The organism is Rheinheimera sp. SA_1, from assembly GCF_001669775.1.
In the GTDB taxonomy this organism is placed as follows: Bacteria; Pseudomonadota; Gammaproteobacteria; order Enterobacterales; family Alteromonadaceae; genus Pararheinheimera.
In genome coordinates, this window is sequence record NZ_LXWK01000017.1 from 181841 (window position 1) to 194549 (window position 12709).

The 12709-nt window shown below is 50.5% G+C and carries 12 protein-coding genes; 3 read left to right on the plus strand and 9 right to left on the minus strand.

Annotated features, from left to right (window positions below; genetic code table 11):
- Positions 1–68: 68 nt before the first annotated feature.
- The gene (locus A5320_RS16385) at positions 69–1373 is read left to right on the plus strand and encodes a peptidoglycan DD-metalloendopeptidase family protein (RefSeq protein WP_068067335.1); all 1305 of its coding nucleotides are present in this window, start codon (positions 69–71) and stop codon (positions 1371–1373) included.
- A 12-nt stretch (positions 1374–1385) separates the two neighbouring features.
- A complete protein-coding gene (locus A5320_RS16390; RefSeq protein WP_068067338.1) occupies positions 1386–2489 on the plus strand; it encodes an anhydro-N-acetylmuramic acid kinase in 1104 nt (367 codons plus the stop codon).
- 40 nt (positions 2490–2529) lie between these two features.
- Here the strand turns inward: A5320_RS16390 and A5320_RS16395 are convergent, their stop codons facing one another.
- The 5 genes from A5320_RS16395 to A5320_RS16415 are packed head-to-tail and all read right to left on the minus strand — an operon-like array spanning position 2530 to position 8221.
- Entirely contained in the window at positions 2530–3120 is a 591-nt protein-coding gene (locus A5320_RS16395) for a PqiC family protein (RefSeq protein ID WP_068067346.1), read from the minus strand.
- Positions 3117–4958: an intermembrane transport protein PqiB gene (gene pqiB, locus A5320_RS16400; RefSeq protein WP_068067349.1), complete on the minus strand. Its 1842-nt coding sequence runs from the start codon at positions 4956–4958 to the stop codon at positions 3117–3119. The genes A5320_RS16395 and pqiB overlap by 4 nt, the downstream gene beginning before the upstream one ends.
- Positions 4955–6241, minus strand: a complete 1287-nt coding sequence (locus tag A5320_RS16405; RefSeq protein ID WP_068067353.1) for a PqiA/YebS family transporter subunit — start codon at positions 6239–6241, stop codon at positions 4955–4957. Before A5320_RS16405 ends, pqiB begins: the two co-directional genes overlap by 4 nt.
- Positions 6242–6251: 10 nt before the next feature.
- Positions 6252–6590: a nitrogen regulatory protein P-II gene (gene glnB, locus A5320_RS16410; protein WP_068067355.1), complete on the minus strand. Its 339-nt coding sequence runs from the start codon at positions 6588–6590 to the stop codon at positions 6252–6254.
- Between the two features lie 8 nt (positions 6591–6598).
- Complete coding sequence (locus A5320_RS16415; protein ID WP_068067363.1) at positions 6599–8221, minus strand: NAD+ synthase; 1623 nt, start codon at positions 8219–8221, stop codon at positions 6599–6601.
- Positions 8222–8511: 290 nt separating this feature from the next.
- Between A5320_RS16415 and A5320_RS16420 the strand changes: the two genes are divergently transcribed.
- Positions 8512–9087, plus strand: a complete 576-nt coding sequence (locus A5320_RS16420; RefSeq protein ID WP_082971832.1) for a GspH/FimT family pseudopilin — start codon at positions 8512–8514, stop codon at positions 9085–9087.
- 116 nt (positions 9088–9203) lie between these two features.
- On the opposite strand, the gene A5320_RS16425 is transcribed toward A5320_RS16420, so the two are convergent.
- Genes A5320_RS16425 through A5320_RS16440 form a run of 4 tightly spaced genes read right to left on the minus strand, consistent with a single transcriptional unit; the run spans position 9204 to position 12709 of the window.
- Positions 9204–9665, minus strand: coding sequence for a type IV pilin protein (locus A5320_RS16425; protein WP_082971833.1), 462 nt, complete (start codon positions 9663–9665; stop codon positions 9204–9206).
- Entirely contained in the window at positions 9665–11332 is a 1668-nt protein-coding gene (locus tag A5320_RS22000) for a hypothetical protein (RefSeq protein WP_068067366.1), read from the minus strand. Before A5320_RS22000 ends, A5320_RS16425 begins: the two co-directional genes overlap by 1 nt.
- Positions 11329–11682 (minus strand): hypothetical protein, encoded by a 354-nt coding sequence (locus A5320_RS16435; RefSeq protein ID WP_068067368.1) that lies wholly within the window; start codon positions 11680–11682, stop codon positions 11329–11331. The genes A5320_RS22000 and A5320_RS16435 overlap by 4 nt, the downstream gene beginning before the upstream one ends.
- A 16-nt stretch (positions 11683–11698) precedes the next feature.
- Positions 11699–12709, minus strand: coding sequence for a PilW family protein (locus A5320_RS16440; RefSeq protein ID WP_197490156.1), 1011 nt, complete (start codon positions 12707–12709; stop codon positions 11699–11701).

The window sequence follows — 12709 nt, forward strand, 5'->3', positions numbered from 1 at the left end:
TTGCAAAAAATCGTTATATGCTCATTTTTTACGTGGTTTCCCCCATAATAATAAGAGATGCGCCTTCTATGTTTTCATCTTTGCCCACTAAACATCGCTTAGTCATCGTTGGCTTAGCCTCATTATTGTCTGTACTGCTGTTGATCCCTTCAGATCCTGCCGAAGCTTCGAAAGACTCGGAAAAGAGCAGTTTAGAAATTGGTAAACGTTATAGCCTGGCCGTTCCGGTCGTCACTGAATCCTTGACCCAAACTGCCGACAGCACCCTGCCGCAAGAAGACAACTCTTTAGAGTGGGTTTCGGTAGAAGTTAAAAGAGGTGATGTATTAGGTTCAGTGTTCCGCAAAGCTAAAATTGACCCGCTGACCATGCAGGCGATTTTAGACTCTGGTAAAGACGCTAAAACCCTGACCCGCTTATTTCCAGGTGAACAACTCGAATTTGGCTTAGCGGCCGACGGTTCTTTGCAAGAATTACGTTATACCATCAGCAACTTAAAGACCTTACGGGTGCAGCGCACCGGCGACAACACCTTTGAATCACGTCAGCTGCAAAAAGAAATTGAAGTTCGCACTGAAGTGGTTGCAGGCGTGATTAGCGGCAGTTTCTGGAATTCGGCAATACGCGCTGGTTTATCTGAAGCGCAAATTCTTGATTTAGCAAACGTTTTTGGTTACGACATCGACTTCGCGTTAGACATTCATTCCGGTGATACTTTCAGTGTGATGTTCGAACGTAACTACGCTGAAGGTCAGTATATTGGTAACGGCGCTATTATCGCCGCACAGTTCCAGAACCAGGGTCAGGTTTATCAGGCAGTTCGCCACACCGATGGCAACTTCTATAAGCCAGATGGTGGTGGCATGCGACAGGCCTTCTTGCGTGCCCCGGTCAGCTTCCAATATGTCAGCTCTAATTTTAATCCTCGTCGTTTACATCCGGTTCTTGGTAAAATCCGCGCACACAATGGTGTTGATTATGTTGCCCCTGTTGGCACGCCAATCATGGCGGCTGGTGATGGTAAAGTCATCGATTCTGCGAAAAAAGGTGCTAACGGTAACTACGTCTTTATTCAGCACGCCAATAATATCGTGACCAAATACCTGCACTTATCCAAACGTGAAGTAAAACGTGGTGATAAAGTGAAACAAGGTGATGTGATTGGACGTTTAGGCGCAACGGGCCGTGTCACCGGCGCCCACCTGCATTATGAATTTGTGGTTGGCGGTGTGCACCGTAATCCAAGAACAGTAAAATTACCGCAAGCCCATCCGTTGGAAGGCGTGGCGAAAGTGAAGTTTGCCAATAACGCCAAGCAGTTAATCGCTCAGCTGAAATCGCATGAACGTGTGGTACTGGCCTCAAACCAGTAAGCTTCCAATCTGATGAACAACGACCAGCTTTATATCGGGATCATGTCAGGCACCAGCCTGGATGGGATTGATGTGGTGCTGGTCGATTTTGCGCAAACGTCCCCAAAACTTTTAAACTCCCTATTACTGCCCTACCCTGCAACCTTACGCGCCGAACTTGCGACCATCAGCCAGCCTGGTGCTAATGAAATTGAACGGCTGGGTCTCATCGAAGCCGATTTAGCTGATTGTTATGCCGCTGCCGTAGCACAGCTGCTGCAACAAAGCGGCGTTCAGGCTAACCAGATTGAAGCCATTGGCTGTCATGGTCAAACCATCCGTCACCGCCCGAATGCGCGACAGCCTTTTAGTTACCAGATTGGGGATATGCACCGGCTTGCTGCATTAACCGGTATTCGGGTGATTGGTGATTTTCGACGTAAAGACATTGCCTTTGGTGGCCAGGGTGCACCTTTGGTACCGGCATTTCATCAGGCGATCTTTGCTGATCCTGGCAAAGGCCGCTGCATTCTCAATATCGGCGGTATCGCCAATCTGACGTTATTGCTGCCGCATCAACCGCTGCTTGGTTTTGATACCGGCCCCGGCAACTGTTTACTCGACAACTGGGTTGAACTGCACCAACAACAACCTTATGACGCCGCCGGTGCTTTTGCCGCCAGCGGTCAGTTGTTACCAGATTTACTGCTGCAGTTGTTGTCCGATCCTTATTTTGCCCAAACCGGCCCCAAAAGCACCGGCCGCGAGTACTTTCAGCTGCAATGGTTGAACCAGCATTTGGCCGGCCGCAGTGTTGCTGCAGCTGATGTGCAACGCACCTTAAGCCGTTTTAGCGCTGGTACTATGGCGCTGGCAATTAGCCAGTATCCGGTATCAGATATCTTCGTCTGTGGTGGTGGTGCTTTTAACCCGGTACTGCTGGCTGATTTACAGTCGTTATTGCCGCAGTGTTATATAGGCACCACAGCAGAGCTTGGTGTGGCGCCGGACTGGGTAGAAGCAATGGCATTTGCCTGGCTGGCTTATGCCTATGACATGCGGATTCCGGGCAATGTACCGGCAGTGACCGGCGCCCGGCATGCGGTGGTATTGGGGTTGGAGTTTTTGCCCTGCTAGTTGTTGCTGGTTTGAACTGAAACCAGCAACGCAGCCCAGTTTACTCGCCAGCTTTCACCTTCAACACATCCGGCTTAAACAGCTGACTGATATCAGTCACCACTTGTTGCCAGCCGGTGCCTAAAGTCGCGACCAGCGATGGATAACCATCTTCTGGCTGCGCTAACTCCAACGCAAAACGTTGTTGGATGGTATGTTCACCATTCACCACACTGTACTTGCCGCTAATCAGCACTCTGCCTTGTTCAGTGCCATGAAACTGTTCCACCTGCACCAGCAACCTTTGTTGTGGCCCTTGTGGCGCACGGTCAGTCACCCGGTGACCCGGCAGTGCCGCCGCAAGCTGCTGCTGTAATAATCGCGTCAGCTGCTGATCCAAAGCTTCTGCCCACTGGTGCTGGCTGGTTTTCACCAGCTGCACGTCCGAGGTTTGTAAAATCAGCGCATTGGTGTTGAGGTAATTCGCGACCATCACCGGCTCGATCACAATCACCGATGCGTTCATCGAGGCGGACGCTGCGGTATTTGCCTGTTGCGGCAACTGATAAAAATTCAGTTCCTGCACCGAGCTGCAACCGCTTGATACAGTAACCCCTAACGCCATCATTAAGCTAGCAACTGTGCGCTTCATGGTTTAACTCCTTGTTTTGGCTCAGGATCAGTTTTTGGATCAGCGCCTAAAATTAACGCGTTACTTTGCTGATTTAATGTCTGCACTACGGGCTGTAAATCGCGCAGCACTTTGTCCATCGCCTGCAAATTGCTGTTAATCCGCTCATACACCGGGGAACCTGCGCTAAAGCCATTCAGAGTTTTACGCATTTCCAGCAAACTTTGTTGCACCTCCGCCGGCAACGCCTGGGTGGAATCTTTACCAACCAGCGCATCTAAGCTTTTCACCAGTTGCTGACTTTCCAGCATCAGTTGTTTGGTTTCGTTTAAAGTGGCCGAGCTATCCGCCAGCACTTGCTCAACAGGCAGATTGTTGATTTTATCCAGCGCCTGCAGCACTTTTTGTTCAATATGACCTAAGCCAGAGCGCGCCGTTGGCAGGATTTTATAACCGGCGAATTGGTCCAGTTCCGGTGTAGCCAGCGGTGTGATCTGGACGTTGGCGGCTGCAGCGTCAGTTGCTTCGCTAGCAGCATCGGCAATCGCAGTGACCACAGCTTCGGCGCCGCTTGCAGCTGTAGGATTGGTGACTGCGTTGACCACAGCTGCGCTTGTACCTGCGGCATCGCTTGCAGCAACTGCTGCGACATCTGCAACGACATCTGCCGGCGCCTGTGTCGGCGCATCTTCAATGATATTTAAATCGATATACAAACCACCGGTCAGTAAATTGCCGGTTTTTAACACTGCCCGCAGACCTTGTTGCACTGCCTGATCCAGTTCTGTTTGTAGTTGTGGCAACGTTAAACTGTCATACAGCCGGCCGGCTTCGACCCGAATTAACACCGGAATACCGCGGTTAAAGGCAATTTGCAGCGGGTTTTTCATATTAAAAAAATACGGCACTGTCATCACGGTACCAATGCGCACACCGCGATATTCCACCGGCGCGCCGGAAGTCAGGCCACGCACTGATTCGTCGAAAAACAACAGGTATTCCAGATACTCATTATAAAGACCATCCTGAATGCTCTTTTTATTCTCGAACAGCTGAAACTTGCTATTGTTAGCCGCTTGCGCTCCCACCGGCCAGCCATCGAGCACATCGAAGGTCACACCGCCGCTGAGTAATGTGGCAATTGAACCCATTTCAATCCGTACCCCTTCGGCCGACATATCCAGCGCCATACCGCTGCTTTGCCAGAACCGCACATTCTCAGTCACCAGCGCATCATAAGGCGCGCGGATAAACAGCTGATAACGCATGGAACGGCCGGCGGTATCAAATTCACCAAGTTCTACCGTCCCTACGTCATAACCCCGGTATAGCACCGGATCGCCAACCGACAATGAAGTGGCATCACCACTGGTTAAAAATACCCGCACACCCGGTGCATCCGGTGGCGCGATTGGCGGACTGTCTAAAAGTTCGTAGTAAAATTTATCAGTGCTGCCTTTGCCTGGTTGCAGTTCAATATAAGCACCTGATAACAATGTATTTAAGCCGGTCACGCCACCGCGGCCAACGCTTGGTTTGACCACCCACAACTGCGATTCATCGTTTAACAATGCATCACTGCCCGGATTCATCCGCGCTTTGATCACCACTTGTTTTAAATCCTGCGACAATTCCACCGAAAACACTTTACCAACATCAACACTGCGGCTTTTGATGGCGGTTTTACCCGGAATAATACCTTCAGCGTTACTGGCTAATAAGGTCAGCGTTGGTCCTTGATTTTTATAGGTATAAACCAGCATCCAGGCGCCAATCAGCACCGCCACCACCGGAACTATCCAGATGGGTGACCACTGGGTTATTTTCCGTACCCTGGCTTTTACCGCTTGTTCAGTCACTGCCTTGTCTCCAGTTGTTCAGTCGGACTTGGATCCCACAATAAGCGGGGATCAAAACTCATCGCCGCCAGCATGGTGATAATCACCACACAAGCAAATACAAAGGTACCCATGCCGGGATAAACACCGACCAGCGCATCAAACCGCACCAAGGCGGCTAAAATCGCCACCACCAGCACGTCGACCATCGACCAGCGGCCAATCCAGTCGACCACCGGATACACCCAGGTGCCATGCTGACTGCGCTCACTCAGCGGCAAGGTGGTTAAATAACAAAGCCAGAACATCACAGCGATTTTCAGCACCGGGATCACCACGCTAGCCAATAACACCACAATCGCCACCGGATAAGCACCGTCCTGCCACATCAAAATAATGCCGCTGATAATGGTCGATTCGATGCTGTCGCCGAGCGAAACCGTTTCCATCATCGGCAAAAAATTGGCCGGAATATATAAAATAGTGGCGGTGAACAATAACGCTAAAGTCTTTTGGACACTGTCCGGAATACGTTGCCGCACCTTAGTGCCACAGCGGGAGCAGGTCGGTTGCTCCAGTGGCACCAACGCAGTACAGCAATTACAAACCTTGAGCTGCTGGCTTAAACCCGTCTCGCCGGCGATTTTACCTTGTACCGGTTGCGGCGCTGGTGCGATGCGCGACCATAATTCATGCCGGTCGACCACTTGAAAAGTACGCAGGTGTAACAGACAAAAAATACAAAATGCCCAAAAACTCATGCCGAGTGAGATTTCAAAATGGGTTAGTAACTTCACAAAGCTGACAATCAGACCAATCAGGAAAATATCGACCATGCTCCAGGGCTTCAGCGCATACAACAAGCGCGCAGTTTGCACCAGAGCAGGCAAGCGAATATACATGCCAAGCTTTAAGTAAACGATGGCAATCATACAAAAGGCCGGAATTGCCTGAATAAACAACCAGACCAGAATGGCGAGCCATGGGTAATTTTCGCTCAGTAATACCGCTGAGGTATCGAGGAAATCCATATCACGATGGCTGCCTGCAGCATCCATCCCAACAAAAGGGAATAAGTTGGTCAGTACCAACATAAACAAGGCGCTGATGGCATACAAAATAGGACGAATTGCCGATTCCCGCTGCCGTGCATCCAGTTCATGACCACAACGTTGACAATCGGCTTCTTCACCGTCTTGTAGTGCTGGCAGTTGTTGCAGCAAATCGCAATAACGGCACAACACCAGCTCGCTGGCTGGTGTTGTTATCACGTGCTGCTGTGCTGTTGACGCCTGAGTCGACATCACAACAGGCTCAGATTGCCTCTTCGTCTTCTTCGCCGGTACGAATGCGGATCACGCGTTCGACGTCAAAGACAAAAATTTTACCATCGCCAATGCGGCCGGTCTGGGCAGTTTTCATAATGGCTTCAACGCAGCGATCCACCTGATCGTCGGAAACCACGATATCCAGCTTCACTTTTGGCAGGAAATCGACCATATACTCGGCGCCCCGGTACAATTCAGTATGACCTTTTTGCCGGCCAAAACCTTTGACTTCAGTGACCGTCATACCTGTGACATTGATATCGGCCAGGGCTTCGCGCACGTCGTCGAGTTTAAAAGGTTTGATAATAGCTTCGATCTTTTTCATAAGCTGCTCTACCGCTGTTTGCGCATGGCCGAGGTGATCGGGTAGCGTCTGTCTTTACCAAAGTTCCGGCTGGTGATTTTTGGTCCCACCGCCGACTGACGTCTTTTATATTCATTTAAATCAATCAGGTTTAATACCCGGCGCACTGTTGCCTCAGCATAGCCCATCGCGACTATCTCAGACAGCGATTTATCCTGCTCCACATAAGCTTCAATCATCGCATCTAAATCGTTATAAGGCGGCAAATTGTCCTGATCGGTCTGACCCGGCGCTAATTCTGCTGAAGGCGGCCGGTCAATCACTCGCTGTGGGATTACCGGAGAAATGGTATTACGATAGGCTGCCAGCCGGAATACCAGCGTTTTCGGCACATCCTTAATCACCGCAAAACCACCACACATGTCTCCATATAAGGTGCAATAACCAACTGCAACTTCGCTTTTATTACCGGTAGTCAGTAACATGCGCCCGGTTTTATTCGACAACGCCATCAACAGTACACCACGTAAACGGGCCTGCAGATTTTCTTCGGTGGTATCAACCGCCTTACCGGCAAAAATCGGCGCCAGTTGTTGCATAAAGCTGTCGTACATCGGTTCAATCGACACCACGTCAAACTCAATGCCCATGGTTTTCGCTTGCTCGGTGGCGTCTTCCACGCTCATCGACGAGGTGTAGCGAAACGGCAACATCAACGCCTGCACTTTATCTGCGCCAATGGCATCTGCGGCAATTGCCAGTGTTAACGCTGAATCAATACCGCCGGATAAACCAAGCACCGCACCTGGAAAGCCATTTTGCTGGATATAATCGCGGGTTGCCATGACCAGCGCCTGATAGACTTCGGCTTCAAAACTTAAAGCTTCCGGCAACTGTAACTGATGGCTGGCGCTGCAAACACCTTGCTGCTGGTGCAAGTCGGCACGGTAAATATCGCGGGTAAAAGACGGCGCCTGCAATACAATCTGACCGCTCGGGTCGACCAGCATTGAACTACCGTCAAACACCAGTTCGTCTTGCCCTTGCGCCTGATTCACATAGACAAACCCCAGGGTCAAACGCTCGGCCAAAGTGGTGAGCAAATGCTGGCGCTGGGCAATTTTGGCAGTTTCATATGGGGAAGCATTCAGCACCAGCGCCCAGTCGGCACCCGCTGCTTTGGCGGCAGCTGCCGGATGGCCTTGCCAAACGTCTTCACAAATCAGCACGGCAAAGCTTTGGTGTTTAAATTCGAAGGAGAAAGTTTCTGTGCCTGCAGTAAAATAGCGTTGCTCGTCAAATACGCCGTAGTTAGGCAGGGATTGTTTAAAATACCGACCCAGGAGCTGGCCATTACCGATAACACTGGCTGCATTATACAGCGCATTGTCTTGACGCCATGGGTGACCGACCACAATCACGCCTGGATAATTGGCTGCCACTATCGTCGCCAGCCCTTGTTCAACCAGCTGCATAAAATCGTTACGCAGTAATAAATCTTCCGGCGGGTAACCGGTTAACGTCAATTCCGGGAAAATCACCAGATCAGTACCAGCTTGTTCAGCTAATTCAATCACCCGCTGACTGTTTTGCTTCACAGCACCAACCGGAAATTGTTGTTGCACCAGACTGACGGAAACGGACTGCGACATAAAGCTGCGCTCTTTAAGAAAAATTCCGCGCTATGGTAGCGATTTTCAGCACTATTCTCAAATTGAGTTGTGCCGGGGCAGACATTTTGCATCAACAGCTTCCGGCAAGCTGGAGTTTATTTTTTGTCGGGTCGGGGTCTTTTGCCGAATTAACTTTACATATTTGCTACCTTAAAAATTACCCACTATGGTTAGGCGATGCTGCAATGTGTGATGCAGCATGCAGAACTCAGTAAATAAAGCGAATCAAACGGTGCACGGATTGCATCGCCTAAGAAAAGGATTTCCTTATGCCCTGTCCCAACACGACCCGTACAACAGTTTTTCACCACGCAATACACCACCCGGCATATCATTCAAGGTTTTATCCACGCCAAGCTGGCTTTAGCCTGCTTGAATTATTGATCGTGTTTAATTTACTTGGATTGATGCTGGCCATTGGTTGGCCGTCCTTACAGGAAATGTTGGCGAGACAACAGGCACAAAGTTATATCCGTCAGTTTCAGCAACACTTAAATTTTGCCCGGATTATGGCCATCAGTTCCGGGCGTATGGTGACTTTCTGCCCCTGGCATGAAGGGGAGTGCCTGAATCAGTGGTGGCAAATCCCGATCCAAATCCAAATCAATCAGCAACAGAAAAATACCGAACTGCAGTTATTGCGGCTACTGGATCGGCCAAAAGATGCACATTGGCTCTATTACAACCGCGAGCAAATTCAGTTTCGACAAGACGGCAGCCTGCAAGCCCTACAAAACGGTACTTTTATCTATTGTGCCAAACAATACAGCTGGCATTACACCCTAACGTTAAGTCAGGCGGGTCGTAGTCAAAGCGAATTTGTACCAACACCTTGTCCACATTGACTGGGCTTGCAATGTACCCGTTACCCTTGCCGCTGCAGGGGTAACGGGCAGGTAACCTGAGCAAAGGGCTGTCACTGCTGATGATCGGACTACAGTCAGCAACTGGTCAATCGTAGTTACTGCTGCCAGCAATCGGGCGCTGGCGTACTTTCTTTAATGCCGTACTGATCAAGTTTGAACTGCACACAGTCTGTATCTGCAAGCTGTGGTCCGGCAGCATCAGCAATCAACCGATAACCGTCCGCTGTCAGTTCAGCAGAAATAACAAATCGTCCGGAACCGATCAAATAACTGGTTGTAGGGTAACCCAGCTCGGTAAGATCACCGGTATACCGAGCCTGTTCTGCTAACAACAGTTGTTGCAGGCTGGCAAGTTTGAGCAGCTCACCACTTGCTTCCAACCGGTAGCTGTTCAGCACATATTGTTGATAACCGGGCAGGACAATCGATAGCAGTAGTCCGATGACGGCAATCACCACCATGATTTCAATCAATACAAAACCTGCTAATGCTGATAGTGCAGCTAAAGGTGCGACAGAATGCGCGACAATGGGTGTTGAATCATCTGCGGCACGCATCAATAGACCTCCGATTCATGCTGATAAATCGCCATCCGCTGCCACCTTGGGTAGTGACTTTCATGTAAGGCTTCAGTACAAAACCGGCAATCGGCCCGGATGCCGCGGATCTGTGGCAATAACAGAGTCCCTTGTTGGCGATCCTGTAATGCTAGCTCACCGCTACTCCGTCTTATCACACCAGGCGTACCAAAAGGCGCTGGCATAGCGGCCAGTTGCTCAGCTGAATAGATCGGCGTTCCCTGAAATATGTGTCTGGCTACCAGCTGCGTTGCTTGTCTGGCACCTGCACAAGTTTCGCTGCTGGCAGCAACTGGCAAATACAGCACACCGGCAAAAACTTGCGGTAGCGACACCGGAGCTGCCGGTAAGTTGCCATACCAACCGGCAGTAACTGCTGCTGTTGCTGCTGTTGCTGTTGCTGTTGCTGTTGCTGTTGCTGTTGCTGTTGCTGTTGCTGTTGCTGTTGCTGTTGCTGTTGCCAGCGTTGACAGACCAAAATCATCAAGCTGCAAATGACGCTGCGTTAAATGATGCGGCTGGATGGTAAAAGCCGGCGAATCCGGAATAGTCAGCACCCAGAGCTGTGATTGCTCTTTTCTGGTGGAGAGCAACAATACCACATCAGCTGGTTTACCAGACGGTCCGGCAGCTGGGTCGATACCGGCCATTTTTTCCCCGTTATCAGTCGCTTCAGCATCGTCGTCAGCCAGTTGCTGATAATCCGGCAACAGTGCCCGGCTGGCGACCAGCTGCACTTTAAATTCTGCCGCTGCATCCGATAAATCGGCCACAACTCTGCTCTGAAACTGCAGTTGATCATTGAGATCAACCTGCACCAGGCGGCCCTGGCGGTCGACCAGATAAATCCGATCGATATAACCATCCGCATTACGATCCACCACTGCCGGTGCTGCCGTTAAATCCTGAAGTACAAACGGCAATTCCACCGTTTTGACTGCGCGCTGATACTGTTGGGAAGCAAGCTGTGTCCCGGAAGCGGCATCAACCAGCCAAAATGCCGGTTGCACCGCATCAGCACCGGATACCATCAATAAAGCAGAGGTTGCCCCGGTAGCCGTTTTCAACAGCGCAGCGACCGGCGTTTGCACCGAACCTGCCACCGGCGCTTGCCACTGCCACAGCGCTTGTGGATCTGCCGGATCGGTTAAATCAACTGCCGAATACTTTTGCATCAAAGGCTCCGGCCACACCAGTGTCAGCTTTTTCGGTGATGCATGCTGTGCAATCACCGCCAGCTGATCCGAGAGCTGTTCCGCCGCAGGAACCACCATATTACCTTCTGACCAAATAAGCTGTGGTGGGGTCGCGGCGGACCACCAACGCAGCACCCCGCTTTCATTACTAAACCGCAATGGTTGGGGTGTTGCACTACCATCTGCTGCCCATGGTACAACACGACCATCAGGGCGCGGGTGTTGGCAAAATGTCGGTTTTTCGCCAATCAGTGTGACCAGTTCATCGTCAGGCAGCTGTTGATACTGCCCCGCTATATTCAGGCGCCAGGCGGCTACCGTTGCAGTAACACTGGCTTTTGCTCGCGCGCCGGGTTCAGCAAGTACCCCGATAGTGGTCGAGCAGATAACTGCTAACAGACAATTTTTCAGCCATTGCTTTGCTTGCAAAACACATGAAGACCCTTTCATAACGCCTCCTGCGGTAGTTGCAGCTCGGTCGTCAGTACCAGGCTGCTCCAGGCTGTCAACTGTTCGTGTTGGTTGCTTTGCTCCACCCAGCGACAACGGGTGGCAGGTTCAGACCAGACGGCAAGTTCCGCCGGACAAATAACCAGCTCACCGGTACCGGTCATTTGCGAATACCTGCTAATCTGCTGCAAATGTAAAGCTTTTGCGAGTTTCAGCTGCTGCAACTGTTGCTGCCCGGCAATACCAATTTTCTGGCTGAGAAGCCCAATCAATAACGCGCTGAGCGCCATTGAGCTGACCATTGCGATAAAACACAAACACAGGATCAGTACAAATCCATCTGATTTCATCACTCACTCCTTTGAGTTAAAGATTATTAAAAGTGACAGCACTTGACACTAACAACCGGCGATATTGATCGCCTGGCGCCTTGTACAGTCGTTGCCCCAACTGATACTGCTGCACATTGGTATAGGTAAGATCTGCGGTGATACTGCGTAGCAGTACATAAAACCGCAGCTGGATGATTTTGCCACTTTGCCCAAGCCAGACCGCATCCGGGATCTGATCGGACGGTTTGCTGTAGTCCATCTGACCATCAAAATTACTGTCGACCCCCAGTTCAAAATGCAACATTTCCACCCCATCAATCACCGAACTGGTATCCATCGCCAACTGACCGGATAACTGCCGTACTAACCGTTTGCGCATCAGTACCGGGATGTTCTTACCTTCGTGTTTTTGCAGCGCGACATACCAAAGTTGATGCACATAAGGCCAATAGGTTGCTGCTGGATAAAGCCCAGAGCTGTGCAAGGCGACAAAGCTGGCGTGCCGTTGATATTGCTGCAAATAAACCCGGTTGGCTTTCAGTTCAGCTTTGAATACCGGCGCTCCGGCCAAACGTTTTAATTGCAAAAAATCGGAGCCTTTGCGTGCGACCGTCAGACAACCAGGCGTACCAATATGACCAACAGTACCGCTGTAAATACCGACAAAACCTTGGTGTAATTTGGGAAAACTACCGCTATCAAGCGGACCTGAACAATCGGCGGTTGGGGTCATTAAAGTTGTAGGCGGTAACTCTTCAAGCTGAAAACCGGCCCAGAAGTTCTGATTCAGCAGTTCCTGTTGCATAAAACTCAGCACAAATTGTGCACTTTGCTGTAACTCGCTCAGTTGGGTAGTCTGAATAAAAGCGCGGTAATTCCATTGCCAGCCGGCAATCAACATTAAGGTACAGAGCAGACCCAACGCCATGCTGACCATCGCTTCAATTAAGGTCCAACCGTTGCGGCCAACGCCGACTGTGCGGCTAATTCCAACAGTGCAGCCAGTGTCAACAATACGAATAGTGCGAACATAGATCGGTTGCAT